General features: G+C 63.4%; 26 protein-coding genes and 1 tRNA gene. 14 read left to right on the top strand and 13 right to left on the bottom strand.

All coding sequences use genetic code 11. The features are described 5' to 3' along the window. Positions 1–17: 17 nt before the first annotated feature. A complete protein-coding gene (locus AC1D10_RS29195; protein ID WP_477278089.1) occupies positions 18–1310 on the bottom strand; it encodes an amidase in 1293 nt (430 codons plus the stop codon). 119 nt (positions 1311–1429) lie between these two features. Here AC1D10_RS29195 and AC1D10_RS29200 point away from each other — a divergent pair, with 119 nt between their 5' ends. Next, on the top strand, positions 1430–1777 hold the full coding sequence (locus tag AC1D10_RS29200; protein ID WP_477278091.1) for a GFA family protein: 348 nt from the start codon (positions 1430–1432) through the stop codon (positions 1775–1777). A 141-nt stretch (positions 1778–1918) separates the two neighbouring features. Here the strand turns inward: AC1D10_RS29200 and AC1D10_RS29205 are convergent, their stop codons facing one another. Continuing rightward, positions 1919–3133, bottom strand: coding sequence for an MFS transporter (locus tag AC1D10_RS29205; protein WP_477278093.1), 1215 nt, complete (start codon positions 3131–3133; stop codon positions 1919–1921). Positions 3134–3317: 184 nt separating this feature from the next. On the opposite strand from AC1D10_RS29205, the gene AC1D10_RS29210 reads away from it, so the two are divergent. Continuing rightward, a complete protein-coding gene (locus AC1D10_RS29210; RefSeq protein WP_379103155.1) occupies positions 3318–4304 on the top strand; it encodes an AraC family transcriptional regulator in 987 nt (328 codons plus the stop codon). Positions 4305–4528: 224 nt separating this feature from the next. Beyond that, the gene (locus AC1D10_RS29215; RefSeq protein WP_477278095.1) at positions 4529–4960 is read left to right on the top strand and encodes a DUF4437 domain-containing protein; all 432 of its coding nucleotides are present in this window, start codon (positions 4529–4531) and stop codon (positions 4958–4960) included. Between the two features lie 13 nt (positions 4961–4973). Here the strand turns inward: AC1D10_RS29215 and AC1D10_RS29220 are convergent, their stop codons facing one another. The 7 genes from AC1D10_RS29220 to AC1D10_RS29250 all read right to left on the bottom strand — a co-directional run bounded on the left by AC1D10_RS29220 (position 4974) and on the right by AC1D10_RS29250 (position 11701). Continuing rightward, the gene (locus tag AC1D10_RS29220) at positions 4974–6077 is read right to left on the bottom strand and encodes an ABC transporter ATP-binding protein (protein WP_477278097.1); all 1104 of its coding nucleotides are present in this window, start codon (positions 6075–6077) and stop codon (positions 4974–4976) included. Further along, complete coding sequence (locus AC1D10_RS29225) at positions 6077–7180, bottom strand: ABC transporter ATP-binding protein (RefSeq protein ID WP_477278099.1); 1104 nt, start codon at positions 7178–7180, stop codon at positions 6077–6079. The genes AC1D10_RS29220 and AC1D10_RS29225 overlap by 1 nt, the downstream gene beginning before the upstream one ends. After that, positions 7177–7398 (bottom strand): hypothetical protein, encoded by a 222-nt coding sequence (locus AC1D10_RS29230; protein WP_379103164.1) that lies wholly within the window; start codon positions 7396–7398, stop codon positions 7177–7179. The genes AC1D10_RS29225 and AC1D10_RS29230 overlap by 4 nt, the downstream gene beginning before the upstream one ends. Then, on the bottom strand, positions 7395–8354 hold the full coding sequence (locus AC1D10_RS29235) for a carbohydrate ABC transporter permease (RefSeq protein WP_477278101.1): 960 nt from the start codon (positions 8352–8354) through the stop codon (positions 7395–7397). The genes AC1D10_RS29230 and AC1D10_RS29235 overlap by 4 nt, the downstream gene beginning before the upstream one ends. 1 nt (position 8355) lies before the next feature. Then, complete coding sequence (locus AC1D10_RS29240) at positions 8356–9261, bottom strand: carbohydrate ABC transporter permease (RefSeq protein WP_027043351.1); 906 nt, start codon at positions 9259–9261, stop codon at positions 8356–8358. A gap of 68 nt (positions 9262–9329) precedes the next feature. Then, positions 9330–10646, bottom strand: coding sequence for an ABC transporter substrate-binding protein (locus tag AC1D10_RS29245; RefSeq protein ID WP_379103168.1), 1317 nt, complete (start codon positions 10644–10646; stop codon positions 9330–9332). A gap of 359 nt (positions 10647–11005) precedes the next feature. Then, positions 11006–11701 (bottom strand): TetR/AcrR family transcriptional regulator, encoded by a 696-nt coding sequence (locus AC1D10_RS29250; protein ID WP_477278156.1) that lies wholly within the window; start codon positions 11699–11701, stop codon positions 11006–11008. A gap of 110 nt (positions 11702–11811) precedes the next feature. On the opposite strand from AC1D10_RS29250, the gene AC1D10_RS29255 reads away from it, so the two are divergent. Genes AC1D10_RS29255 through AC1D10_RS29265 form a run of 3 tightly spaced genes read left to right on the top strand, consistent with a single transcriptional unit; the run spans position 11812 to position 14309 of the window. After that, the gene (locus AC1D10_RS29255) at positions 11812–13008 is read left to right on the top strand and encodes a Tm-1-like ATP-binding domain-containing protein (protein ID WP_477278104.1); all 1197 of its coding nucleotides are present in this window, start codon (positions 11812–11814) and stop codon (positions 13006–13008) included. An 11-nt stretch (positions 13009–13019) separates the two neighbouring features. Further along, positions 13020–13886: a phosphoenolpyruvate hydrolase family protein gene (locus tag AC1D10_RS29260; RefSeq protein WP_477278106.1), complete on the top strand. Its 867-nt coding sequence runs from the start codon at positions 13020–13022 to the stop codon at positions 13884–13886. 3 nt (positions 13887–13889) lie between these two features. After that, positions 13890–14309 (top strand): cupin domain-containing protein, encoded by a 420-nt coding sequence (locus AC1D10_RS29265; protein ID WP_477278108.1) that lies wholly within the window; start codon positions 13890–13892, stop codon positions 14307–14309. A 27-nt stretch (positions 14310–14336) separates the two neighbouring features. On the opposite strand, the gene AC1D10_RS29270 is transcribed toward AC1D10_RS29265, so the two are convergent. Next, on the bottom strand, positions 14337–15527 hold the full coding sequence (locus AC1D10_RS29270) for a M24 family metallopeptidase (protein ID WP_477278110.1): 1191 nt from the start codon (positions 15525–15527) through the stop codon (positions 14337–14339). 380 nt (positions 15528–15907) lie between these two features. On the opposite strand from AC1D10_RS29270, the gene AC1D10_RS29275 reads away from it, so the two are divergent. From AC1D10_RS29275 to AC1D10_RS29305, 7 genes are all read left to right on the top strand, one after another. Next, complete coding sequence (locus AC1D10_RS29275; RefSeq protein ID WP_477278112.1) at positions 15908–17518, top strand: ABC transporter substrate-binding protein; 1611 nt, start codon at positions 15908–15910, stop codon at positions 17516–17518. A gap of 278 nt (positions 17519–17796) precedes the next feature. Next, a complete protein-coding gene (locus tag AC1D10_RS29280) occupies positions 17797–18783 on the top strand; it encodes an ABC transporter permease (protein ID WP_477278114.1) in 987 nt (328 codons plus the stop codon). Then, positions 18780–19610 (top strand): ABC transporter permease, encoded by an 831-nt coding sequence (locus tag AC1D10_RS29285; RefSeq protein WP_477278116.1) that lies wholly within the window; start codon positions 18780–18782, stop codon positions 19608–19610. Before AC1D10_RS29280 ends, AC1D10_RS29285 begins: the two co-directional genes overlap by 4 nt. Beyond that, positions 19607–20446: an ABC transporter ATP-binding protein gene (locus AC1D10_RS29290; RefSeq protein ID WP_477278118.1), complete on the top strand. Its 840-nt coding sequence runs from the start codon at positions 19607–19609 to the stop codon at positions 20444–20446. The genes AC1D10_RS29285 and AC1D10_RS29290 overlap by 4 nt, the downstream gene beginning before the upstream one ends. Then, the gene (locus tag AC1D10_RS29295) at positions 20443–21219 is read left to right on the top strand and encodes an ATP-binding cassette domain-containing protein (protein ID WP_477278120.1); all 777 of its coding nucleotides are present in this window, start codon (positions 20443–20445) and stop codon (positions 21217–21219) included. Before AC1D10_RS29290 ends, AC1D10_RS29295 begins: the two co-directional genes overlap by 4 nt. Before the next feature lie 56 nt (positions 21220–21275). Then, positions 21276–21899, top strand: a complete 624-nt coding sequence (locus AC1D10_RS29300; RefSeq protein WP_477278122.1) for an L-2-amino-thiazoline-4-carboxylic acid hydrolase — start codon at positions 21276–21278, stop codon at positions 21897–21899. 71 nt (positions 21900–21970) lie between these two features. After that, on the top strand, positions 21971–22753 hold the full coding sequence (locus AC1D10_RS29305) for a hypothetical protein (RefSeq protein WP_477278124.1): 783 nt from the start codon (positions 21971–21973) through the stop codon (positions 22751–22753). Positions 22754–22776: 23 nt separating this feature from the next. Here AC1D10_RS29305 and AC1D10_RS29310 read toward each other — a convergent pair whose 3' ends face one another. Both AC1D10_RS29310 and AC1D10_RS29315 read right to left on the bottom strand, forming a co-directional pair. Beyond that, a complete protein-coding gene (locus tag AC1D10_RS29310; RefSeq protein ID WP_477278126.1) occupies positions 22777–23388 on the bottom strand; it encodes an NAD(P)-dependent oxidoreductase in 612 nt (203 codons plus the stop codon). A 42-nt stretch (positions 23389–23430) separates the two neighbouring features. Then, entirely contained in the window at positions 23431–24069 is a 639-nt protein-coding gene (locus tag AC1D10_RS29315) for a DsbA family protein (protein ID WP_477278128.1), read from the bottom strand. Positions 24070–24208: 139 nt separating this feature from the next. Between AC1D10_RS29315 and AC1D10_RS29320 the strand changes: the two genes are divergently transcribed. Further along, complete coding sequence (locus AC1D10_RS29320; protein WP_477278130.1) at positions 24209–25153, top strand: LysR family transcriptional regulator; 945 nt, start codon at positions 24209–24211, stop codon at positions 25151–25153. A gap of 107 nt (positions 25154–25260) precedes the next feature. On the opposite strand, the gene AC1D10_RS29325 is transcribed toward AC1D10_RS29320, so the two are convergent. Further along, positions 25261–25337, bottom strand: a tRNA-Met gene (locus AC1D10_RS29325). Between the last annotated feature and the right edge of the window lie 142 nt (positions 25338–25479).

Below are 25479 nucleotides of genomic sequence, written 5' to 3' on the forward strand. Positions count from 1 at the left end.
ATCTGCGATTCTGCCTCTCAGAGCAAGCGCTCGACTTCAGCCGCGATGCGCAGCAGATGGTGGTCATGGCCGTTGCGCGCCACCAGCATCAGCCCGGCAGGCAATTTCATATCAGGCATCGGCAGCGAAATCGCACAGAGGTCGAACTGGTTGGCAACTTGCGTGTTGCGCAGCAGCAGGCCCTCGGTGCGGTCGCGCAACTCGGCATCCTCGATCATCGAAACGATGGTCGGCGCCGTCACCGGTGTGGTTGGCAGGGCCAGCACATCGACCGATGCAAGCCGCTCGTCCATGGCGGCGGCAAGTGCTGCGCGACGACGCATTGCCCTGATGTAGACCGGGGTCGGCAGCATTGCCGCCCGCGACAAAGGCCCGCTGACATGTGGGTCGACCGGCACCGGTGCCCCTGTCGCCAGCCAGTCGGCATGGATTTCCGCCCCTTCCATCGCAGCGATCGAGCCACGCTTGGTGGCCGCGCGCATATCGGCAAGCAGGTCGTCGATCGATATGTCAGCCAGGCGCGCGCCTGTCTGTTCGATCTTGCGGAGGCTGCGATCGAACGCTGCCGCGACCGCATTTTCGGTGTCTTCGAAAAGCAGGCCGCGCGGAATAAAGACGCGAAGCCCGGCAAGCGGGAGCGGCTGGTGCAGTGCCGGCAGCTCCTCGCCGGCCATCGCGGCGTCGGCGACCGCGCAAGCAGCGACGCTCAGCGCCAGCGGTCCGATCGAATCCAGAGTCGCGGACAATGGATAGGCACCCGCCAAGGGCACACGCCGCGCCGTCGGCTTGAAGCCGACGACCCCGTTGAGCGATGCCGGTATGCGCACCGAGCCGCCAGTGTCCGAGCCGATAGCAATGTCGCAGGTGCCTTCACGGACGGAAACGCCGGCACCCGAAGACGAGCCGCCTGGGATGCGGCTGGCATCCGTCGCATTGCCGGGGGTGCCATAGTGTTGGTTGTCGCCGATCGCGGTGAAGGCGAATTCGGTCATGTTGGTCTTGCCGATGATCACCGCACCGGCCTGCCGCAACCGGTAGACAATGGCGGCGTCGCGCAGGGCCGGTGCAGCGGTCTTGAGCATCAGCGAGCCGGCCGTGGTCGCCTCGCCGGCGACATTGAACAGGTCCTTGATCGAGACAATGGTGCCATCGAGCGGCCCAAGGGTCACGCCCGCGCGTTTGCGGGCATCGCTGGCGTCAGCCGCGGCCCGTGCGGCTTCGGCATAGAGCTTCGTAAACACGCGTTCTTCGCCGGCACGGGCGGCAAGCCGCGCGAGGATGGTTTCGAGATGATCGCGGACTGATTGCATTTCGGTGTCGGACTCCGGACGCCTTGAACGTCTTATTGGATAGCGGCCAGCGCATGGCCTGCCGAGACTTAACCCGGCACAGTCGGTTTTGCACCCTGCCGAACACGAGGAAGAACCCGATGCTCTACAAAGGCAGCTGTCACTGCGGCAAGGTCGCCTTCGAGTTCGAAGCCGAACTGACCGGCGCCGTGCGATGCAACTGCTCGATCTGCTCGCGCAAGGGTGCCCTGCTGTGTGCCATCCCGCACGAGACCTTGCAGGTTCTGGCCTGGGGCGATGATCTCGGCACCTACACATTCGGCAACCATGGCATCGCGCACCGCTTTTGCCGAGCCTGCGGGATCCACCCCTTCGCGGAGGATGTCAGCGATGACAGCAAGCGTAGCGCCTACATCAACATGCATTGCGTTGCGGATTTTGACCCATCCACCTTGCCGGTCTTCGAGTTCGACGGGCGCTCGGTCTGAGCCTGTCGGTACCCCACCGTATCAGCTGCGTTGGCAAGGTTTGTTTGTCACCGCCATCACATGGCATCGGCTCGAAAACCATGATGGTTCTCGGGCCGGGCCTGGCGTCAGGAAGCTATCGGGAGATGGTGAGTACGACGACTAATCGGCCTGCTTCGGGCCGCGCAGGAACACCACGATAGCCGCCAGCAATGTCGCCGTGCCGCAATAGGCGAAGGCGCTGGCCACGCCAGCATGGTCGACCAGCAGGCCACCGAAGACGGCACCAAGGGCGATCGCCACCTGGAACGTCGACACCATCAGCCCGCCGGCGCTTTCGGCCTGATCGGGCGCGGCGCGCACCAGCCAGCTCTGCAGCCCAACCGGCACGGCGCCGAAGGCAAAGCCCCAGACCGCAACTGCGGCGGCGGCGATCGTGGGCGAGGCGCCGAAGACCAGCATCGAGGCGGCCGCCGCCGCGATCAGCAAGGGAGCCAGCGCAACGGCTGCCTTGAGGTTGCGTTCGGCCAGGATGCCGCCGGCGACATTGCCGAAGAAGCCGCCTACGCCATAGGCCAACAGCACCAGCGAAATCGTCTCGATGTCGAGCACGGGGACCTTCTCGAGGAAGGGGCGGACATAGGTGAAGCCGGCAAAGTGGCCCGAAGCGACGAGCAGCACGACCAGCAGCGCCACCCTGATAGAGGGACGCTCCAGCACATCGAGCAAGGTGCGGAAGCTTGCCACACCCACCGGAGGCAATTTCGGGATGGTGGCCACCTGCACCAGCAGCGCCAGGGCGCCGACGACGGTGGCGATCATGAAAGCCGTGCGCCAGCCCCAGATGTCGCCGACATAGGCGCCGACCGGTGCGGCGCAGACGGTCGCCAGTGAAACGCCGGTAAGGATGATCGACATGGCGCGCGGCATCAGCCGCATCGGCACCAGCCTCAGCGCCATGGCCGCCGACATCGCCCAGAAGCCGCCGAGCGCGACGCCGAGCACGACGCGGGCAAGCAGAAGCACGGTAAGCGATGAGGCAAACGTGGCCAAAAGGTTGGAGAGGATCAGGAACATTGTCAGCATCCACATCACCAGCCTGCGGTCCATGCGCCTGGTGATGATGGCCATGGTGGGCGCGGCAACGGCGCCGACGATAGCGGTCGCCGTCACCGCTTGTCCGGCCACGCCTTCGGTGACGCCGAGGTCGCGAGCCATCGGCGTCAGCAGGCTGGCAGGAAGGAACTCGGCGGTAACGAGGCCAAAAACACCGAGTGCAAGCGAGACCACGGCACCCCATGCCGGCTCGGTTCGTTCATCGGAGCCTGCAGGGTTCAGAAGAGTGGCGTCGATGACGCCTGTCGCGGGTTCCGCCATGGTCAGTCTCCGATCTGTTTGCAGCGCCACATAGGGAATGACCGACCGGGGCTCCACCCGTTACATGCCTTGCCATCGGGGCTTGGCTATGTGGCCGGTCTCCGACTTTGTTTGCAGCGCAGCATTTGCCTGCAACGCAACATAGGCAGTGACCACTTGGAGTTTCCATGCTAGAAACCCCATTATGCTTGACCATTCGTCCAAAATCCCGATTACGGGCGATCCGCTCACCGACATATTGCGCGGGCTGCGCCTTGATGGCGTCGAATACGGCCGCTGCGAAATGAAGGAGCCCTGGGGTGTCCAGTTCCCCGCCCAACCCGGGGCGCGGTTTCATTTCATCGGCCGCAAAGGCTGCTGGCTGAAGCAGCCATCTGGCGAATGGGTGGAACTGAATGCGGGCGATGCGGTGCTGCTGCCGCGCGGTGCCGCCCATGTGCTGGCCAGCGAGCCCGGCGCCCAGGCCTGGCCGATCCACGGCTACGAGCTCGAAGAGGTCTGCAAGGACGTCTACTGCACGTCGAACGAAGAGATGTGCGGCAAAGACTGCCAGCCGGGAACGCTGCTGTTTTGCGCCAGCATGTACTTCAACCTCGATGGCCTGCATCCCTTGCTCGGCATGATGCCGGACGTGATGCGCACGCATGAGCTGGAGGCCTACGAACCGGGCATTCCGCATCTGCTGGACTCGATGGCGCGCGAAGTGACGATGGAACGCGTCGGCTCCGGCGGCATCCTGGCGCGGCTGGCTGACGTGCTGGCCGCCACCGTCATCCGCTCCTGGGTCGAACGCGGCTGCGGTGACTCGTCCGGCTGGATCGCGGCGGTCAGGGACCGCGAGATCGGGCGCGTGCTGGCCGCCATCCATCTCGAGCCGAACCACGACTGGACGGTCGAGTCGCTGGCCAGGATGATGGGCGCCTCGCGGTCAGGATTTGCCGAACGGTTCGCCACCATCGTTGGCGAAACGCCGGCAAAATATGTCACCCAGGTTAGAATGCACCAGGCACGGCAGTGGCTGGTCCGCGACCGGATGAAGATCTCCGTTGTTGCCGCGCGTCTCGGCTATGAATCGGATGCCGCCTTCAGCCGAGCCTTCAAGCGAGTCATCGGCTCGGCGCCCAGCCACCTTCGCGCCGAGGAACAGGCTGATATCCGCCAGGCCGGCTGAGCAATTCCGGGAAAAGCGTGAAACGGTTCCCGGGAAAAGCGCATAGCGCTTTCCCTAGGGAATTGCGTCTGCGTTCCGTGAAACGAAGGTGCCCTGGGCTGCCGGATTTGGATGAATTGCCAAGCCTTCCGGACGCAGCGTCATTGCCGCGCTGACTGCATGCAATAGCTTGCCATTGCACAGCAATTGAGGGCCGGCGGCAAGTCGACCCAGGAGGAGAGCCGATGCCAAATCATCTGAAGGTCCTGGCGCTCGCCGCCATGCTCGTGGCCTCCGGGCACGCCTTTGCCCTTGAAGACAGTTACGTGCCGACCGACAAGATTCCCTATGTCGCCGAGGCACCGGACCAGCCGCAGCGCCTCGGTGCGCTTTGGGGCGAGCGCGCCAAGGGCCCGGAGGGAACCTTGCTGAAAGTCCCGGGCAACTGGCGTGCCCCTGTTCACGCGCACACCGCCGACTATCGCGCGGTGGTGATCCAGGGTCTGTGGGCGCACTGGCAGATGGATGGTGGTAAAGCGACCAAGGTCGAGCTGCCTCCCGGATCCTACTGGACCCAGAAGGCCAATGAGATGCATGACGACGCCTGCCTCTCCGACACGGAATGCGTGATCCTGCTGATCAACGACACGCCCTATGAGACCTACCTGCCTAAATAGACGAGGTTGCGGCCTATGACGCGTGGCGCAAATTGACGCCGCTGCCCTTGTCGAACAGCACCACCTTGTCGGGATTCCAGGCAAAGCGCACCGGCTGCTCGATGGCGACATCGGTCCTCGCAGGCACGGTAGCGCGCAACATGGCGTCGCCGACGCGCAGCGTCAGGATCTTTTCGACGCCATGGTTCTCGACATCGTGGACACGCGCCTCGACCGGCGCGCCGCTCTCCAGATAGACGTCCTCGGGACGAATGCCGAAGACGAGCGGGCGACCATCGGTCGCCGCGCCCGCCTTTAGCCCGCCAAAAGCCTTGGCTCCCCCTGAAAAAGGCAGTTCGAAGTTCAGCGGCGCCATCACCGCGCGGCCATTCACCAGTTTGCCATCGATGAGGTTCATCGGCGGCGAGCCGACGAAGCTCGCCACATAGGTGTCGCGCGGATTGTTGTAGATCTCGTACGGCGTGCCGGTCTGGACGATGCGGCCGTGGTTGAGCACGCCGACCTTGTCGCCCATCGACATCGCCTCGATCTGGTCGTGGGTGACGAACAGGAAGGTGGCGCCAAGCTGCATCTGCAGGTTCTTGAGCTCGGTGCGCAGCGCCTCGCGCAATTTCGCATCGAGCGCCGATAGCGGTTCATCCATCAGGAACACGCGCGGCTTGCGCACGATGGCGCGGCCGATCGACACGCGCTGCATCTCGCCACCTGACAGTTTGTCAGTCTTGCGATCAAGCAGATGCTCAATCCTGAGCGTGCGGGCGGCGCGGTCGACGCGGTCCTTGATCTCGGCGTCAGGCAGCCGGCGGATCTTCGGCTTCAGCGGGAATTCGAGATTCTCCCGCACCGTGTAGCGCGGATAGAGCGAGTATTGCTGCAGCACCAGCGCCACGTCGCGCTCGGCGGCACCCCAGTCGGCAACGTCGACTCCGTCGATGAAAACCTGGCCTTCGCTGGGTTTCTCCAGACCGGCAATCAGCCGCAGCGTCGTCGTCTTGCCGGCGCCCGTCTCGCCGAGCAGCACGAAGAACTCGCCATCGGCGATGTCGAGGTCGAGCCCGGTCAAGGCGGTGTGACTGCCGAATGTCTTCGAGATATTTTTCAGCTGGATATGGGCCATCAGAGTCTCACCCCCAGCGACTTGCCGCTTGCCGTGTCGAAGAAATGCGCCTGGGCCGGATCGATCCTGGCAAACACCTTCTCGCCGGGGCCGGCGACGAAGCCGCTCTTGGTGCGTGCGCGCAGCATTTTCGAGCCGACCTTGAGGTCGACGATGTCGAAGGAGCCGAGTGGCTCGACGATCTGCGTCTCGACCGGCAGGAACCCATCCGCCGCATCGCGGCGGATGAGGACGCCTTCCGGCCGGATGCCGAGCACCAGCTGCCCGCCTGCATGGCCGTTGAGCTTAGACAGCAGCGCCCGTGGGAATTCAAAACCGGCCGCAGCCCCGCCGACCGTCACCGAGACCGCGGACGCCGTCTCGGTGACCGCCGCGTCGGCGACATTCATCACCGGACTGCCGACGAATTGCGCCACGAACAGATTGGCCGGGTGCGAATAGACCTCGTCCGGCGTTCCCACCTGCTGCAGCACGCCTTCATGCATGATGACGATGCGGTCGGCGAGGCTCATCGCCTCGATCTGATCGTGCGTGACATAGATGGTGGTCGAACCCTGCTTGATGTGCAGCCGCTTGATCTCTGCCCGCATCTCCTCGCGCAGCTTGGCGTCGAGCGCGCCGATCGGCTCGTCCATCAGCATCGCCTTCGGCCGTCGCACCAGCGCCCGGCCGATGGCCACGCGCTGCATGTCGCCGCCCGAAAGTGCCGACGGTTTCTTGTCGAGCAGGTCTGATATCTGCAGCGTCTTGGCGACCGAGCGCACCTCGCCGTCGATCTCGCTCTTGCTCTTGCGCGTGGCGCGCAGGGGAAAGGCGATGTTCTCGTAGACGCTCATATGCGGATAGAGCGAGAACGACTGGAAGACCATGGCGATGTCGCGGTCGGCGGCCTTCAAATGCTGGATGGGTTTGCCGTCGATGAGGATGTCGCCCTCGTCGATGGTTTCCAGCCCGGCGACGGCACGCAAGGTCGTCGTCTTGCCGCAACCCGACTGACCGAGCAGAACGATGAACTCGTTGTCGTTGATCTTCAGGTTCAGGTCCTTGATGACCTGGACGGCGCCGAAGAATTTCTGGACGCCGCGAAGCTCGATCTGGGTCAATGCTGTGCTCCCGGATTTCGCACCTGGCCGGTGCCGGTCTTCTCCTCTGGCGCGATCTTCGAGGTGATGTTGAAGCCGATCAGCCCGATCAGGATGATGGTCAGGCCATATGTGTGCAGCAGCATGTTCCAGGGCTGGCAGAGCGCGACGATGCCGAGCACCATCAGCACCTGGCTGCCCGGCTCCAGATATTTCTGATTGATGGCGCGAAAGCTCATTTGCGGATTGCTCCGAAGGACATGCCGCGCAGCAGATGATTGCGGAGCAGGAAGGTGAAGATCGCGACCGGCAGCAGGAACAGGAAGGTCCCGGCGGCGATCACCGACCAGTCCGGCAGGCCGGAGCCGACCTGGCTCGGGATGAAGGGCGGTGCGGTCTGGGCACGGCGGCTGGTCATGATCAGCGCAAAGGCATATTCGTTCCACGCCGTGATGAAGCAGAACACGGCGGTGGCGGCGATGCCGGTTGCGGCCTCGGGCAGCACGATCTTGAAGAAGGCCTCCATGCGCGTGTAGCCGTCGACGAGGGCTGCCTCTTCATACTCTTTCGGGATCTCGTCCATGAAACCCTTCATCAGCCACACCGAGAAGGACAGGTTGAAGGCGGTGTAGAGGATGATTAGGCCGACATGGGAATCGTTGAGCCCGACCGCCCGGTACATCAGGAACATCGGGATGGCGACGACCACCGGCGGCAGCATGCGCGTCGACAGGATGAAGAACAGCAGATCCGCCTCTCCCTTCACCTTGAAACGCGAAAAGCCGTAAGCGGTGAAGGTGCCCATGCCGACCGCCAGTACTGTCGAGGTTATGGCCACGATCAGCGAGTTCAGGAAGCGGCTCGGATATCCCGACCATTGCACCTGGCCCTTGCCGTCACGCACGATCTTTTCGCCGCCGTCGAAGACGACGCGCTCCCACCACGGAGCGGCTGCATACTCCTCCGGCGACGCTGGGTTGCGCATCTGCGAGCGCTTGGCGAACAGCTTGACGAAGGGCGATATTTCCGGCTGGAAGACGATCGTCGGCGGGATGGTGGTGGCGAGATTGCGCGGCTTGAACGCCGTCGAGGCAATCCAGTAGATCGGCGCCAGGAAGATGATCGTCACCAACAGGACGGCGACGATGGCGACACGGTTGAAGCCGATTTCGGAAGAAGTGCGCACGGCAGCCATCTCAGCGCTCCTTCACCTTGTTGAGGTATTTGACGTAGATGTTGGTGATCGCCAGCACCATGATCAGGACGATGTAGGCGAGTGCGCAGGAGCGCCCGGTCTGCCATTCCTGGAACGCCATCTTGTAGAGCCGGATCGAGATCAGTTCGGCCGTCGGCTGGCTGGTCAGGATGTAGGCGAGGTCGAAGGTCTTGAACGCCTCCATGGTGCGGAAAATGACCGCGATCATCAGGATCGGCGCGACCAGCGGCAGCGTGATGCGGAAGAAGGTGTAGAACGGCCCGGCCCGGTCGATCGCCGCCGCCTCATAGAGATGCTTCGGCACCGCCGAGAGGCCGGCCAGCGACAACAGCATGACGAAGGGCGACCACATCCAGATGTCGGTCAGCGCGACGGCATAGAGCGCCATCTTCGGATCCGACAGCCATTCGAAGGTGCCGAGGCCGAGCGCATAGTTGATGATGCCGAAAGACGGATCGTAGAGCAGCTTCCAGAACAGGCCGACGACCGCCATCGACAGCATCATCGGCAAAAGCAGCAGCGTCGTCAGCAACCCCTTCAGCGGGATGTCGCGGTTGAGCAGCATCGCCACGCCGAAGCCGACCAGCAGCTGGCCGGCGACCGAGATGATGACGTATTTCGCGGTGATAGCGAAGTTGGACCAGACATAGGGGTCGTTGAGCAGGTCGCGATAGTTCTGCAGTCCGACGAAATTCGCCGGCGCGTTGGTCGACGCGCGAAAGTCGGTGAAGGAATAGCCGAGCGAATAGATCAGCGGAAAGATGTTGAAGACGATCAGGAACAGGACCGTCGGGATGATGAAGAGGTTGCGGATCGAAATGTCGCTGAGGCCGCGCGCGGCCGCTCTTGAAGACCTGTCCAGTGTGGTGATCATCGTGGTCGCCAAGACCCTGCTCCCGTTTGCAGAAAAAGAAACGGAGGAGGCGCCAACGCCCCCTCCGTGAAGCATGAATTTTACTGACCGCGCCCGTACTTCTTGAAGGTCGCGTTCCAGTCAGCCGCCAATGCGTCAAGCGTTTCCTTTGCGGTGCCTTCGCCGCCGATCATGTAGGGGTAGACGCGCTGGTTGAGCTGCTGCAGCAGTTCGGCATATTCCGGCACCGCCCAGAAATCCTTCACCTTGAACATGGTCTCGTAGAAGGCCTTGTTGTACGGCGTTGCGTTCTGGAATTCAGGCGACTTGAGCACGGCGGCACTGCAGGTGTAGCCGCCAAGCGCTGCCCACTTCTTCTGGGTCTCGTCCTTGATGAACCATTCAAGGAACTTGATCGACTCGTCCTGCTTCTGCGAGTAGGACACGATCGAGATGCCTTGCCCACCGAGCGCTGCGAACTGGTCTCCGTTCGGGCCGGGAGGATTGGCGAAGAAGCCGGTGTTCTTGGCGTTCGGGTTCGACGCTTCGTTGATCAGCGACGGGAAGAACGCAAAGTAGTTCATGCTCATCGCGGCCAGGTTCTCGGTGATCGCCTGGTTGTCTTCGACGAAGAACGCCTTGGCCCAGCCTGGAGGCGTGAACTTGTACAGCTCCTTGTAGGCGTCGAGAGCCGCGACCGCCTTGTCGGAGTTGATGAAGCCATCGACCTTGTAGGTCGAATAATCACCCAGTTCGCCACCGTAGGAGAACAGCGCGTTCTCGAAGCCCATCGCCATCGCGTCATAGGAATTGTCTGTGTAGATGGCGATGCCGTATTTTTTCTGGTCCGGACGGTAGAAGAATTCGGCGATGTCGCGCAGCGCCTTGAAATCCTTCGGCACGTCGAGATCGTAACCGTACTTGGCCTTGAAGGCTTCTTTTTCCTTTGGATCCTCGAACCAGTCCTTGCGATAGGACCAGCCGACGGCGTCGCCTTCAAGCGGGATGGCCCAGTACTTGCTGCTGCCGCCCGGATATTCGGCGTAGTACTTCACCGTCGCCGGTGCCATCACGTCGCCGACCTTGTGCTTGTTGAAGAAGTCAGTCAGGTCGACATAGTGGCCACCGGTCGAACCGGCACCGAGCCATTGCGAGTCGCCGACGACCATATCGTAGGCATCGCCATGGGCATTGAACTCGGTGAAGGCCTTGGTCTGGAAGTCGGGCCAGGGCGTGGTCTCCACAGTGATCTTGACGCCGGTTTCCTTCTCGTACTCGTTGCCGAGCTCCTGCAGATAGTTGGCCGGATCCCATTCCGCCCAGAAGATGGTGAGTGACTTTTCCTGCGCGTAGACGGACGTTCCGCAGGCAAGCGTTAAGCCGATACCAGCAAGCACGCTGGTCACAAACTTGCGCATAATGATTTCCTCCCTTGTGCGCATTCTACCTTGTCATGCGAGCCGGCAACGGGGCCGGCCCTGGTAGTTCCTCCCGTGATCGCACTTTTCCGGCTTCGGGCCTCCTCGCCCTGCCGGAAAATGGATCGCAGCCCTCACTTCCGATCCGCTTTTCTGATCCAATCTGGTATTACCAATCTTGGCTGTACGTCAAGCCCTATCTTGCCAGCTCGACTTGGCCATTGCTATCGGATTTCGGCTTTATCTGCCTGTTTTACCAAGATTTTCCTACTCAGTGATATGTGCAGGTGTTGTCCAGCACCCCGCACTGCGGTTAATATCGGTAGTCGGCATGCAAATCTGGTCGAACCAGATAGGCGCTATTTTACCACCGCCGCCGGACTTATGCTGTCTCCTTCACCGATCGATTCCGCGACTGCCGCGCGCACCAGCGCCCCGGCCGCCCACTGCGCGACCGACATCGTCCTACGGCTGTCCAGCCCCCATATATCCTTCAGCACGATCAGCACCTCGACGCCAAAGATCAGCGACAGCGCCTGGGCCAATCGCTTGAAATCGCGCGGCGGCAAGCGGCCCTTGAGTGGCGCGATCGCCGCCTTCAACAAGTCGATGCGGTGGCCGCGCGTGAAGGCCGGCTCGCCGCCCAGCGTGCCGGCCTGGCGCCTAGCCCACTGATCGAGCGACAGTTTCAGTGCCGCCTTGAACGTTGCCTCGAAGGCCTCGATGCGCGGCATGGCGGTGTCGATCAATTCGACGACCCGGCGTTCTGCATCGACGGAGGTCGATTGCCAGGTGAGGATTGGTCCGAGCCCCTCGTCGACGACAGCCTGCACCAGCGCGGCCTGGCTCGGGAAATAACGATAGGCGGTGGCACGGGAAACCTGTGCCGCCTCCGCGACCTCGCTGACCGACGGCGTTACGCCCGCCTGCATCAGCCTTGTCGCTGTCTCCAGCATCAGCCGTTTCGTGCGCGCGCGCGGCCCACGCTCCAGCGCCGGGCCGCCTCCCCGCTCGGCGTCGTCGCTCGCCGTGGATTGTTGACGTGAGACATTCATGTCAATACGATACGCGCGTCTCAAAAATTTGCAATGACCTTCGCATCGTCGAGCGGCCGGGCAATGAGCGGTGGAGCGCAGCATTGCGCCCACCTGGATTGGGGAACGCAATGAAGCGCATCTATGTGGTGGGCACCGCTGACACCAAGGGCGAGGAACTCGCCTTCCTGGCCGATGCCATCGCCACTGCGGGCGCCGCCGTTTGCCGCGTCGATGTTGGAACGCGCGACGCAACCATCGCCGTGGACATCACCGCGGAGGAAATTGCCGGCCATCACCCCGGCGGCCGTGACGCCGCGCTCGGTGGCAACGACCGCGGCGCCGCGGTCGCCGCCATGGGCGTCGCCTTCACCCGCTTTGCGCAATCGCGAAACGACATCGCCGCCATGATCGGCATTGGCGGCGGCGGCGGCACTTCGATCATCACATCGGGCATGCGTGCGCTGCCGCTGGGCTTGCCCAAGATCATGGTCTCGACGCTCGCCTCCGGTGACACAGCACCCTATGTCGATGTCTCCGACATCGTCATGATGCCATCGGTGACCGACATGGCCGGGCTCAACCGTCTGTCCCGTGTCGTCTTGCACAATGCCGCCCAGGCGATATCAGGCATGGCAGTCAGGCCGGCACCGCCGCCCGACGGCAAGCCGTCGATCGGCCTCACCATGTTCGGCGTCACCACGCCTTGCGTGACCGCCATCGCCGACCAGCTCCGTTCGATCTATGACTGCATGGTCTTCCACGCCACCGGCACCGGCGGCCGCAGCATGGAAAAGCTGGCCGACAGCGGTCTGCTGTCCGGCGTCATCGACATCACCACGACGGAAGTCTGCGACCTCCTGTTCGGCGGCGTGCTGCCGGCGACGGAGGACCGTTTCGGCGCATTCGCCCGCACCAGGCTGCCCTATGTCGGCTCGGTCGGCGCACTCGACATGGTCAACTTCTGGGCGCCTTCGACCATCCCGGAACATTATCGCGGCCGGCTGTTCTACGAACACAATCCGAACGTCACGCTGATGCGCACCACGGCGCAGGAATGCCGTGCGATCGGCGAATGGATCGGCGCCAGGCTCGCTCTCTGCGAGGGACCAGTGCATGTCCTCATCCCGGAAAAAGGTGTCTCGGCGCTCGACATTGAAGGTGGTGCCTTTTTTGACCCGGAGGCCGATGCCGTTCTGTTCGAAGCCATCGAGCGCACGATCAAGCCGAATGACACGCGCCGCGTGACACGCTTGCCGCTCCACATCAACGACACCGAATTCGCCAAGGCCGCGGTTGCGGCTTTTCTCGACATCGCCAGACAGTGAGGTCCAAGAACATGCCGGCCATACCGCGCAAGGAGATCCTGAAGAAATTCAGGGGAATGATCGACAAGGGCGTGCCGATCGTCGGCGGCGGCGCCGGCACTGGCCTGTCGGCCAAGGCCGAGGAAGCCGGCGGCATCGACCTCATCATCATCTACAATTCCGGCCGCTATCGCATGGCCGGGCGTGGCTCGGCCGCCGGACTGCTCGCCTATGGCAATGCCAACGAGATCGTCAAGGAGATGGCCTACGAGGTGCTGCCTGTGGTCAAGAAGACGCCGGTGCTGGCCGGCGTCAACGGCACCGACCCGTTCGTCATCATGCCGCTGCTTCTGGCCGAGCTGAAGACGATGGGTTTTTCCGGCGTGCAGAACTTTCCCACCATCGGACTGTTCGACGGCAACATGCGGCGCAGTTTCGAGGAGACCGGCATGGGCTTCGGGCTCGAGGTCGACATGATCGCCGAGGCGCACAAGCTCGACCTTTTGACCACGCCCTATGTGTTCAACACCGATGAGGCCCGCGCCATGACAAAAGCCGGCGCCGACATCGTCGTCGCCCATATGGGGGTGACGACCGGCGGCTCGATCGGCGCCACCTCGGCCAAGTCGCTCGACGACTGCGTGCTGGAGATCGACGCCATCGCCGATGCGGCGCGTTCGGTGCGCAAGGATGTCATCCTGCTTTGCCATGGCGGGCCGATCTCGATGCCGGACGACGCCCGCTATATCCTTGACCGCTGCAAGGGTCTGCACGGTTTCTATGGCGCCAGCTCGATGGAGCGACTGCCGGCCGAGGCGGCGATCGCCCGGCAGACGGCGGATTTCAAGGCAGTGACACTTGGTGGCGAGAAGACCACGCCGAAGAAAAAGAAGGGATGAAAGATGACCGACAAGAGCAAGGTGTTTGTCTACCCGAAGGACGTCAGCGCCTTCGGTTTCGACTGGGGCAGGCTGGCGCTGACCGTGGCGCCCGAAGTGAACGGTGCGACGCGCTTTTCCGGCGGCGTCGTCGACCTGACCTCAGGCAAGGGCCATACGCGCCACAATCATCCCGGTGCCGAGGAAATCATCTTCGTCATCTCGGGCAACGGCGAGCAGATGGTCGAGGACGAGAAGGGCAATCCGGTGGTCGAGAAGGTCGGTCCCGGCTGCACCATCTATGTGCCGGAAAGCCGTTTTCATTCGACGCTCAACACCGGTGATGGGCCAATGCAGCTTTTCGTCGTCTATTCGCCGGCCGGGCCGGAACTGGTGCTGCGCGAACTGCCGGATTTCAGGCTGCTGCCGCCGGGCGACAAATAGCATTTCCGGAGCAGCGCCTGCCATCACTTATGACGCCCCACCCCGGTTCCACCCCCTGCCCCGATCGCCGAACATCACATAACCCGCGTCGGTGACCGCCAGCGTGTCCTCCAGTTTGATAAACCCCCGTGTCGGGTGAAGCATGGTCGTCTCCACCGACAGCACCATGTTCTTTTCTAGCGGCTTGGCCGCATAAGTGCCTTCATAGGTGACCGGATGGTTGGTCATCAGGAACGGCGCCTCATGCGTGATCAGGCCCATGCCGTGGGCGAAGAAATCCGTATAGGCCGCCACCTTCGAGGCCTTCAGTACACCCTCGGCGTGGGAAATCATGTCGCCGCCCAGCGTGCCTGCCCTGACCTTGGAAAACGCCGCCTGCTGCACCGTCTCGACCTCGGCCAGCAGGTCTTCGAGTTCGGCATTCGGCTCGCCAAGAATTCCCATCCGGCACAGGTCGCCAATATAGCCATGATAATTGCCACCGGAATCGATCGACAGCACCTCGCCCTTCTTCCACGCTTGCGGTGAGGCGGCGCGGTTGTGGCTGGAGCCCAGCGTCAGCAGGCAATATTCGAAATGCGCGCCGCGATTGGTTTCCTCGCGCCGAAGCTGCTCGATCATCTCGGTCTTGGTCGTTCCTTCGCCTGCCCAGGCAATGGTCGCCAGCATGGAATCGGTGATCAGTTCGGAGGCGGTGCGCAGCTTCTCCAGTTCGGCATCGGTCTTGATGGCGCGCATGCTCTCCAGCATGGCAGTCGCATCGATGAGCTTGGCATCCGGCAGCGCCTTGCGGATCAGCGTGTAGGCGTCCGACGGCAGGAAGCCGGGCTCGATGCCGATGCGGGCGCCGGCCTTGCCGATTGTCTGCAGATGTTCGACCGCGAGGTTGGCCGCGTCGAGCGTGCCCCAGCAGGCGGCGTGCAGCGTCGGTGTCCAGAACGGGTTGTTCTGATGCTCGCCGCCTTCCATCCGGTTGCCGATATAGGCGGCGTGGTCCGGTCCGCCCTTCTCATAGATGACCACAGGCAGATAGCGGCTGTGGCCGATCGCATCCATGGCGGCGAAGAAGATGAATTTGTAGCCGCCCAGCAGATACTGCGTGTTGTGCTTGGAGGTCGCGAGCAGCACATCGATGCCGGCCTCCTCCATCAGCCGGTCGACCCTTGCCTGGTCGAACGGGATATTGCTGACGGCATTCTTGCCCGGAGCAATGTTCATCTCTCTCTCCCTGAATTGCCTGGCCGGTCTGCCTGATCGCTGTCGGGCCAGGCTCCGATCCGTTGGCGGCGATCAAATCTGCACCATTTTGCCCACTCTGGTCTAGCCAGAAACAGGCGAAATAGCACCACTCGACAGTCACCAAGTCGTCATCCGCCACATACTCATCAATCTGGTCCTACCAGATCGATCAACTGAACCGCTTCCTCCAAACTGGTCCAGCGGACGAAAATTTCAAAGCCAAGCAAGGATGCGCCAATTCCGTCTCTGGCGAAACCCTCGGCAAAGCTCATAATCGTCCGCAAGGATGTTGGCGGCTCGCCAGCGTTCGAGGGGTACTGGCGCACCCGGCCGGGCCGCGGAGAGGACGGAGTTCGATCATGTCAGGTTTCACGATTTCCAGACGCACGATGCTTGCCGGCTCGGCAATGCTGCTCGCTTCCACCGCCATGCCGACATTCGGCTGGGCGCAGACACCGAAGAAGGGCGGGCGCCTGGTGCTGGCTGCCGATTCCGAGCCGCGCAACCTCAACCCGGCGATTGTCGCCTCCAATGGCGTCTTCTTCATCTCCAGCAAGATCGTCGAAACGCTGGCCGAAGCATCCTTCGACGGCAAGGACGGGCTTGCGCCACGATTGGCTTTGAGCTGGGAAGGCGCTGCCGACGGGCTCTCCGTGACGTTCAAACTGCGTGACGGCGTCAAATGGCATGATGGCAAGCCGTTCACCTCGGCCGATGTCRCCTTCTCGGCGCTGCAGATCTGGAAGCCGTTGCAGAATCTCGGCCGCACCGTGTTCAAGGATCTCGCCGCCGTCGACACCCCGGACGATCTCACTGCAGTGTTCAAATTCGCCAAGCCGACCCCATTCCAGCTGATCCGCAACGCGATGCCGGCGCTGAGCAGCGTGGTGCCGAAGCACATCTACGAGGTGGGCAAGATCGAGGACAATCCGGCCAACAACGCGCCCATCGGCACCGGGCCGTTCAAGTTCGGCGAGTACAAGGCCGGCCAATATTACCGGCTGACGAAGAACACGGATTACTGGGGCAAGGACCAGCCCTATCTCGACGAGATCATCTACCAGGTGCTGCCGGACCGCACATCGGCCGCGAGCGCGCTCGAAGCCGAGGAGATCCAGCTCGCCGCCTTTTCCGCCGTGCCGCTGGCCGACCTCGACCGCATTTCCAAGGTGCCGGGCCTGAAAGTGATCTCCAAGGGCTATGAGGGGCTCACCTATCAGCTCGTCGTCGAGATCAACCATCGCCGCAAGGAGCTTGCGGACCTCAAGGTGCGCCAGGCGATCGCGCATGCCATCGACAAGGATTTCGTCGTCAAGACGGTGTTCCTCGGCTATGCCACCACCGCCACCGGTCCGGTGCCGAAGAATGATCCGCAGTTCTACACCGCCGACGTGCCGACCTATGCCTTCGACGTCGCCAAGGCCAATGCACTGCTCGACGAGGCCGGCTACAGACGAGGCGCCGACGGCAACCGCTTCTCGCTGAAGCTGTTGCCGGCGCCCTATTTCAACGAGACCAAGCAGTTCGGAGACTATCTGCGCCAGGCGCTCGCCGCCATCGGCATCGACGCCCAGCTGGTCAACAACGACTCGGCCGCGCACATCAAGGCGGTCTACACCGATCACGCCTTCGACCTCGCCGTCGGCCCGCCGGTGTTCCGCGGCGACCCGGCGATCTCCACCACCATCCTGGTGCAGAGCGGCATTCCCGACGGCGTACCGTTCTCCAACCAGGGCGGCTACAAGAACGACGCGCTCGACGCGCTGATCGCCAAAGCCTCCGAGACACTCGACACCGCTGCCCGCACCGACCTCTACAAGGAATTCCAGAAACAGGTGGCCGCCGACCTGCCGCTGATCAACGTCGCCGAATGGAGCTTCATCAGCGTCGCCCGCGACACTGTCGGCAACATCGCCAACAATCCGCGCTGGGCGGTATCGAACTGGGCGGACACTTATTTGGCGGGTTAGCAAGATCCACACGGGATGCTTGCGCATCGTTTGGGCGAATGCTCATCATCTGCCATGAGCGTTCTTTCACGCCTGCCTCTGTCTTGCCGGACATCTCCCCCACGAGGGGGGAGATTGGCAGTTTCGACACTTCGCTCGCTCCTGCGGTGTTTGAGATTGGCGAAAGCCGCGATGACAGCCAATCTCCCCCCTCGTGGGGGAGATGTCCGGCAGGACAGAGGGGGGCGCCGTAGAACGCCGCGCCGGAAGCTTGGCCTTACCGGCGATGCCGCCCGCACATGATCCGCGCCCTCATCCTCCTCCGTCGTCGCCTCGTCGGCAGCATCTTCGTGCTGCTGATCGTTGTCATCGGCACCTTCCTGCTGCTCGAAGCAGCACCCGGCGATGCGGTCGACGCCTACATCGTCTCGACCGGCGGCGACGCCGGCATGATCGAGCTGTTGCGCCATCGCTGGGGCCTCGACCAGTCGGAGCTGACGCGGCTGGCCAATTATCTCTGGGCGCTGCTGCATCTCGATCTCGGCCAGTCGGTGACATTCTCCAGGCCGATCCGCGACGTGATCCTCGAGCGGCTGCCCAACACGCTGCTGTTGATGGTCAGCGCCACCGCGCTCTCCTTCGGACTGGGCTCGGCTCTCGGCATCTATGCCGGCGCCAGACCCGGCAGCGTCCGCGACCGCTTCCTGTCGATCGGCTCGCTGGCGCTCTATGCCGTGCCGGGTTTCTGGCTTGGCCTGGTGCTGATCGTCCTCTTTGCCGTCGACCTGCGCTGGTTGCCGATTGGCGGCATCGAGACCCTGGCCTCCAACAAGACCGGCTTCGATCGCGCCGCCGACATCGCCATCCACCTCGTCCTGCCGGTTTCTGCCCTCGGCTTCATCTATCTGGCGCTTTATCTGCGCATGATGCGCGCCGGCATGGCCGAGGTCTGGCGGCTGGATTTTGTCCTTGCCGCCCGCGCCAAGGGGCTGTCGCGCCGTCGCATCGTGCTCGCCCATGTCGCCCGGAACGCGCTGCTGCCTCTGGTCACCATGCTCGGGCTGCAGTCGGCGCAGATGCTCGGCGGCAGCGTCGTCATCGAGAGCGTCTTTTCGGTTCCAGGTCTCGGCCGGCTGGCGCAGGAGGCGGTGGCAGCGCGGGATACTCCATTGCTGCTCGGCATCATCCTCGTCAGCGCCGTGCTGGTCATCGTCATCAACCTGCTCGTCGACATCGCCTATGCCTTTCTGGATCCGCGCGTCGGTGCCAGCGAGGCGGGCGCATGAGCCCCGTCAGACGTTTCCTGCGCACGCCCGAGGCAGTTGCCGGCGCCATTCTCCTGGCGGCGCTGTTTGCCATGGCGCTGTCGGCGCCGCTGCTGTTTCCCGGCGACCCGCAAGCCATTGCCGGGCCAGCGCTGCTGCCGCCATTTCAGGACTGGTCGCTGCCGCTCGGCACCGACCGGCTCGGCCGCAACGTGCTGGCCGAGCTTTTCCACGGCGCCCGCACATCGCTGGCCGTCGGACTGGCGGCAGCGGCGGCGGCGCTCGCCATCGGCGCGGTGGTCGGCACGCTCGCCGGCTTTGCCGGCGGCCTCGTCGACGATGTCCTGATGCGCATCACCGACGCCTTCCAGACCGTACCGAGCTTCCTGCTGGCGCTGGCCTTCGTCAGCGTCGTCGGGCCGTCGCTTGGCATCGTCGTCATTGCCATCGCGCTCGGCACCTGGACCGGCCCTGCGCGTGTGGCGCGCGCCGAAGTTCTCTCCATTCGCGAACGCGATTATGTTGCCGGGGCCAGGGTCATCGGCATGCATCCGTTGGCGATTGCCTTTCGCGAAGTGCTACCCAACGCCTTGCCGCCGGTGCTGGCGATGTCATCGGTCATCGTCGCCGCCGCGATCCTCACCGAAGCGGCCTTGTCCTTCCTCGGCCTCGCAGACCCGAACCGGGTGACCTGGGGCGGCATGATCGCCGAAGGCCGCGCCGTGCTGCGCACCGCACCCTTCCTGTCGATCGTCCCGGGCATTGCACTGGTACTGACCGTGCTCGGTGTCTATCTCGCCGGCGAAGGCATCGTCGAAACGACAGCCATAAGAAGAGGCCTGTCGTGACCGCCCTGGCTTCGATCCGCGACCTGAAGGTGACCTACCGCCGCAACGGCAGCGAGGTGGCGGCGCTGAAACATGTCAGCCTAGACATCGTCGCCGGCGAACGCCTGGCTATCATCGGCGAAAGCGGTTCTGGCAAGAGCACGCTGGCATTGGCGACTGCCGGGCTGTTGCCGGCATCGTCCAGGGTTGAAGGCCGCATCGATTGGTTTTTGCCCCCGTTGGGCGCGAGGGATCGCCAACCATCCACCATTGCTGGAGACTATAAGCCACTAGGCGGCCGTGACATCGGCTTCGTCTTCCAGGATCCGTCCGCCAGCCTCGATCCGGTGATGGCGGTCGGCAAACAGATCGCCGAAGTGGCATACACCCATCTCGGCCTCACTTGGCCGCAGGCGTATGCGAAGGCGAAAACCCTGCTCGAACGCGTTCGGCTGCCAGACCCAGACTCGGCACTGCGGGCTTTCCCGCATCAGCTCTCCGGGGGCCAGAAGCAGCGCGTGGCGATCGCCGCCGCGATTGCGGCCGGTCCGAAATTGCTGATCGCCGACGAGGCCACCAGCGCGCTCGACACCATCGTGCAGGCCGATATCGTCGCCTTGATCCGTCGGTTGGTGGCCGAGGACGGTATGACGCTGCTGTTCATCAGCCACAACATCGCGCTGGCGGCCGCGCTTGCCGAGCGCATCGCCGTGTTCCGGCACGGCAAGTTGGTCGAGCTTGGCAAGACGGCCCAGATTGTCGGCGCGCCAGCCCAGGCCTATACGCGCGCGCTGCTCGACGCCCATATCGGCCTCGACGCCGCGCCGCTGCTCAGCCGAGCCGGGCTCAACGCATGAGCTTGCTCACCGTTTCCAACCTCACCAAACGCTACCGTCGCGGCGGCAAGACCATCGCCGCCGTCGACGATGTCTCCTTTCACATCGACCCCGGCGAGACGTTGGCGCTGGCCGGTCCCTCCGGCAGCGGCAAGTCGACGATCGCGCGGCTGGTGCTACGGCTGATCGAGCCGGACGCTGGGCAGATCGAATTCGAAGGCAATGATTTCCTGGCTTTGAGTGGTGCCGCCCTGCGTACGCGCCGCGCACGCCTGCAGATGGTGTTCCAGGACCCGCTTGCCGCCTTCAATCCGCGCGCTACGGTGGCGCGTGTGCTCGACGACCCCTTGCGCATCCATGGCATCGCCTCCCGCCCCGAGCGCCCGCGCCGGATCGCCGCCTTGCTGGAGCGCGTCGAGCTGACGGCCGATCTCGCCCCGCGCGCCATTCATGAAATCTCCGGCGGCCAGCGCCAGCGCGTCGCCATCGCTCGCGCCATCGCGACAAAACCGTCGCTGATTGTGCTCGACGAGGCGGTGTCGGCGCTCGATGTCTCGGTGCGCGGGCAGATCCTTGAACTGTTGCTTGACCTGCAACGCCAGGAAGGGATCGCCTATCTCTTCATTTCACATGATCTCGGCGTGGTCCGGGCGATTGCACACCGTGTCGTCCTTCTCGATGCCGGCCAGGTTGCCGAAAGCGGTGATGCCCGCGCCGTCGTCGACGCGCCTCAATCGGCCATCGGCAAGGCACTGGTAGCGGCAACACCGAGATTGAACCGGACCAGACCATGATCCCGAACCGAAGGGCCGCGTTAGCGAACGTGGAACCCGGTTTTTCGGACAAGATCATGGTCAAGCAACAAGCCAGGGCGCATCCAATGACCGACCCCGAAGCCAGAGCAGAAAAACTGTCGCGCGAACTCGATTCCGCCTTTCGCAACCGTGCCGATCTCTACCGTCTGTTCCTCGACGAACTGACCGGAGCGTTGGGCGCCGACCGGGCGGAGGCGATCATGATCCGTGCCATCGAGCAGCGCGGCAAGGAAGTGGCAGCAGTCGCCTTCGCCAACTTCGGCGCCAATGACGCACGCGCGATCGGCGAGGCCTTCCTGGCAGTCAGTCCGGACAGCGGCCGCATGTATCCGACCGAAGTCGAACGCAGTGATGACCGTATGGCCTTCAAGGTGAAGCGCTGTCCGCTGAAGGACGCTTGGGTCGAAGCCGGTGTCGGCGGCGAAAAGCTGGCCACGCTCTGCCGCATTGCCGGCGCCTTCGACCGCGGCCTGTTCGAAGCGACCGGCGTGCGTTTCGACAACGTCACCTGGACACCGGGCCACGGCTCCGGCTGCTGCCACATCGCTCTGACAAACAGGACCAGCGGCCAGGAAGCAGACGAGGCCGAACGCGCCTCACCCCAGTTGATGGGCATCAGCGACGCCGCCGCTGTTGGGAGAGAAGCCGGGCAAGGATGACAGTCAGGCCCTTCCTTGCTCTGATCGAGTGCACGAATCGGCCGGCGGCGCCTGATTGAGGGGAGACAACAATGCATGTCGTGACATTGCTGAAAGCTGGGATGTTCGATGTCGAGATCGACGGCAGGCCGGCTTCGATCGCCGAGGCTTTGCCGAACTGGAACCCGCATGACCGGTTCGGCCTGGTGATCGACGAAGCGCTTGGCGGCATCGGCGCGACCCATCTGCTGCAGATCGCGATCACCTCGTTCTATGACGTCAAGCCGAGCCGCCGCACCGAGCTGGCGGTCTACCCGGAAATCTATGCCTTCCACATCGGCAAGGGCTACGGCGCCCACGCTCCCTATGATTTCTGGCCGGCCCGGCGGGAGGTCATCACCTCGCGCGATCACCGCGAGGTTCTCGATGCCATCAACGATCGCGGCATCACAAGGCTTGCCGTTCCCGATCGCCAGCCGCGCGAGGTCGTGCATCGGCCGAAGGAAGTCGACGCGGCGCTCGACCGCATCGCTTCGGCATTCGTCTATAGCCCGTCCGGCCGTGTGGAGGCCCCGGATCTCATCATCGCTGGCAATGACCGACGAACCGAATTCAATCCCAACAGCGCCTTGCGACCTCGCTACACCGACAGCCGGCCGGCTTCGGTTTCGACAGCGGCCAAACCGGTCAAGGAGGTTGATTCGTCCTACCAGGAATGGCTGCGCGAGCGAGAGCACGACCTGACCAGCGACGAACGCACCTTCGTCGAACGCCGCCGCGAAGCGCTGAGAAAGGACGGTCTCGTCAGTGAGTCGTATCGACGTGTCAGCGTCCGTGAAGCCTTGATGCGCGTGGCATCGGCCGGGCTCGGTTGAGCCTCGGCCGTCCGACCGTTCGATCAATAGCCGACTGTGAAGCGCTGCCTGACATGCGCCGGCTTCTCGATCTCGTCGACCATGGCGATGGCGTAGTCCTCGAAGGAAATGCTGCTGCCGTTGTCCGAGGCGAGAAGCGTGTCCTTGCCGAGGCGGAATGTGCCCGTACGCTCGCCGGGGCTGAACACCGCAGATGGCGACAGGAAGGTCCAGTCGAGATCGCCGACCGTCTTCAACCTGTCCAGGAAGTCAGCACCCTTTTGTGCTTCGGCCTTGTAGACCGCCGGGAATTCCGGCGTATCGACCAGCCGCTTGCCGGGTGCGACTTCAAGGCTGCCGGCGCCACCGACGACGAGATAGCGCTTCACGCCGGAGGCGCGCACCGCGGCGATCAGCGTGTCGGCATCGCTGTCCAGAAAATGCACCGCGCTGATCACCACATCATGGCCGCGGACCAGGTCGGCGAGACCTTCCTTGTCGAAGACATCGCCCTTCCTGGCCGTCACACCCGGCAGCGCTGCGATCTTCTCCAGATTGCGGGCGATACCGGTGACCGTGTGGCCACGATCGGAGAGTTCCCTGAGGATGCGCGAGCCGGCGGCGCCCGATGCGCCGATGAGAGCGACTTTTGCCATGTCTGTTTCCATTTCCTGGTTGGAGGTTGTTGATGGATGGGATTACGCCGCAGCGATGTGGGCGACGAGATTGTCGAAACTGCCGAACAGCGCGTTCGAACCGATAAGCCGGGGCGTATCGTTGCGGACGACCGCCAGCGAGGGCACGCCATCGGCATGCAGGCTCTGGAACAGCGCACGGCCGCGGCCGACCAGCTCGCGATGGGCCGTCATCAGCCCTTCCGTCGGCGCCTTCAGCATGGTGCCGGCATCCGCCATGCCGGCGGCGGTGAGGACCTCGGCTACGCCGCCGATGGTCACGACATCGCGGCCGTCGACATAGCGCGCCCGCTGGATCGCCTTCAGCGCGGTCAGCCTGCGGCTGGGATCCTCCAGGCCGGCAGCACTGATGCCGAGAGCGGCGGCGTGCGAGTCCAGCAAGGTGCCGCGGACATTGAGGACATCATGCTGATAGGCCTGCGTGAACTTCTGTCCGGTGAGCCGCTCGATGCGTTGGTCGTTCGCCCATGCGTGGGCGGCAAAACCTTCATCCATCGGACGCGCGCCCGCTCCGGAAAACATGCCGGTCGGTAGCAGTTCGACGCGCAGACCGCTGCCCGACAACCTGTCCAGCATCGGGGTCGCGCCATAGCACCAGCCGCAGAGCGGATCGAAAAGATAGGTCACTTCTGAATTGCTCATGATCGCTGCCATCCTGGTGCGGAAAGACCGGCCACCGACCGGTCGAATGTGTTGGCGCATCCTTGACAGGCGACAGCCTTGCGATAAACAGCGCCCAATAATACAAACTGTCTGATCCAATCAGACAAAGGCTGTCGCCTTGGCCGAACTTCTGAACCTCAATCGGCTCGCTTACTTCACCACCGTGATGGAAACCGGCTCGTTCACCGCGGCGGCTGACCGGCTTGGTGTCGCCAAGGCCGTGGTCAGCCACCAGATCGGCAAGCTCGAGGAGGAACTCGGCGCAACGCTGCTGCAGCGCACAACGCGCCGTGTCACACCGACCGAGGAGGGCCGCCTCTTCTATGACCGCGCGATGATCATCCTGCGGGAGGCGGAGGCGGCCTATGGCGAGATTTCGCACGGAGCGGTGGAGCCGAGCGGAACGCTGCGGCTGACCGCGCCGCTCGATTATGGCACCAAGATCGTGGCCGCGGTCATGGCCGCCTATCTAAAGGCCTATCCGCATATGCGCGTCGAGGCGATCTTCGACGACGCGGTGAGCAATCTGGTGGACGAGCAGATCGATCTCGGCATCCGTGTCGGCTGGCTCACCGATTCCTCCAACCAGGCACGGCGCTTGGGCACGATACGGCAGATCGTGGTGGCGAGCCCCGGTTTCGCTGCTAGCCTGCCGCCCGACGTGACCCCGCGCCAGGCAAGATCGCTGGCCTGGGTCGGCAACGCCCAACTGCGCGGCGTCGGCCAATGGTTGTTTTCCAGGGAGGGTGAGACGGTGCTGACCGAACTCAATCCGATCATCATGTGCGACAAGAGCCCGGCTGCCCACGCCTGCGTGCTCGCCAGCATCGGACTGGGCGTATTTCCCGATTACAGCGTCAGCGGCGATATCGCCGAGGGACGGCTGGTGCCGGTGTTTGCCGACTGGAGCTTGCCCACCGGCGGCATCCATGCCGTCTTTCCGCCGGCCCGGTTCCGTCCCGCCAAGGTGCGCGCCTTCGTCGAATTGCTCGCGGCTGCCGAGAAAAAGCGATCGCGCGGCCTCGCAAATGGCGTGAGTCTATCCGTCGCGCAGGATCGTTAGTAAAGACTTACGCTTAATGAACCGCCAGCCTCTGAGGCCATCGAATCGGTGGCGAGGGTGGCCCGGATACAAAAACAGCCCGGGCTGGGCCGGGCTGTTTTTAGATTTGGTTGCGGGGACAGGATTTGAACCTGTGACCTTCAGGTTATGAGCCTGACGAGCTACCGGGCTGCTCCACCCCGCGTCACCTTTGGATGTAAGCCCAAGCCTACAATAGGATGGCTTACAGATAGGTAGAAGTCTCACCAAATGAAAGGGCCGCTTTCGCGGCCCGTGTTCCCGTTGGCGGGCCTGTTCGTAAGGAGAAGATTTCCTCTCCATCCGGT

It is taken from the genome of Mesorhizobium sp. P2_A8, assembly GCF_056404935.1.

What these genes read in the sequence shown, in the direction of transcription:
- AC1D10_RS29270 (WP_477278110.1), bottom strand. Translation starts at nt 15,527, where the DNA reads ATGAACATTGCTCCGGGCAAGAATGCCGTCAGCAATATCCCGTTCGAC.
- AC1D10_RS29205 (WP_477278093.1), bottom strand. Translation starts at nt 3,133, where the DNA reads ATGGCGGAACCCGCGACAGGCGTCATCGACGCCACTCTTCTGAACCCT.
- AC1D10_RS29255 (WP_477278104.1), top strand. Translation starts at nt 11,812, where the DNA reads ATGAAGCGCATCTATGTGGTGGGCACCGCTGACACCAAGGGCGAGGAA.
- AC1D10_RS29300 (WP_477278122.1), top strand. Translation starts at nt 21,276, where the DNA reads ATGGTCAAGCAACAAGCCAGGGCGCATCCAATGACCGACCCCGAAGCC.
- AC1D10_RS29260 (WP_477278106.1), top strand. Translation starts at nt 13,020, where the DNA reads ATGCCGGCCATACCGCGCAAGGAGATCCTGAAGAAATTCAGGGGAATG.
- AC1D10_RS29245 (WP_379103168.1), bottom strand. Translation starts at nt 10,646, where the DNA reads ATGCGCAAGTTTGTGACCAGCGTGCTTGCTGGTATCGGCTTAACGCTT.
- AC1D10_RS29280 (WP_477278114.1), top strand. Translation starts at nt 17,797, where the DNA reads ATGATCCGCGCCCTCATCCTCCTCCGTCGTCGCCTCGTCGGCAGCATC.
- AC1D10_RS29210 (WP_379103155.1), top strand. Translation starts at nt 3,318, where the DNA reads ATGCTTGACCATTCGTCCAAAATCCCGATTACGGGCGATCCGCTCACC.
- AC1D10_RS29195 (WP_477278089.1), bottom strand. Translation starts at nt 1,310, where the DNA reads ATGCAATCAGTCCGCGATCATCTCGAAACCATCCTCGCGCGGCTTGCC.
- AC1D10_RS29315 (WP_477278128.1), bottom strand. Translation starts at nt 24,069, where the DNA reads ATGAGCAATTCAGAAGTGACCTATCTTTTCGATCCGCTCTGCGGCTGG.
- AC1D10_RS29285 (WP_477278116.1), top strand. Translation starts at nt 18,780, where the DNA reads ATGAGCCCCGTCAGACGTTTCCTGCGCACGCCCGAGGCAGTTGCCGGC.
- AC1D10_RS29220 (WP_477278097.1), bottom strand. Translation starts at nt 6,077, where the DNA reads ATGGCCCATATCCAGCTGAAAAATATCTCGAAGACATTCGGCAGTCAC.
- AC1D10_RS29230 (WP_379103164.1), bottom strand. Translation starts at nt 7,398, where the DNA reads ATGAGCTTTCGCGCCATCAATCAGAAATATCTGGAGCCGGGCAGCCAG.
- AC1D10_RS29310 (WP_477278126.1), bottom strand. Translation starts at nt 23,388, where the DNA reads ATGGCAAAAGTCGCTCTCATCGGCGCATCGGGCGCCGCCGGCTCGCGC.
- AC1D10_RS29305 (WP_477278124.1), top strand. Translation starts at nt 21,971, where the DNA reads ATGCATGTCGTGACATTGCTGAAAGCTGGGATGTTCGATGTCGAGATC.
- AC1D10_RS29200 (WP_477278091.1), top strand. Translation starts at nt 1,430, where the DNA reads ATGCTCTACAAAGGCAGCTGTCACTGCGGCAAGGTCGCCTTCGAGTTC.
- AC1D10_RS29295 (WP_477278120.1), top strand. Translation starts at nt 20,443, where the DNA reads ATGAGCTTGCTCACCGTTTCCAACCTCACCAAACGCTACCGTCGCGGC.
- AC1D10_RS29265 (WP_477278108.1), top strand. Translation starts at nt 13,890, where the DNA reads ATGACCGACAAGAGCAAGGTGTTTGTCTACCCGAAGGACGTCAGCGCC.
- AC1D10_RS29235 (WP_477278101.1), bottom strand. Translation starts at nt 8,354, where the DNA reads ATGGCTGCCGTGCGCACTTCTTCCGAAATCGGCTTCAACCGTGTCGCC.
- AC1D10_RS29250 (WP_477278156.1), bottom strand. Translation starts at nt 11,701, where the DNA reads ATGAATGTCTCACGTCAACAATCCACGGCGAGCGACGACGCCGAGCGG.
- AC1D10_RS29215 (WP_477278095.1), top strand. Translation starts at nt 4,529, where the DNA reads ATGCCAAATCATCTGAAGGTCCTGGCGCTCGCCGCCATGCTCGTGGCC.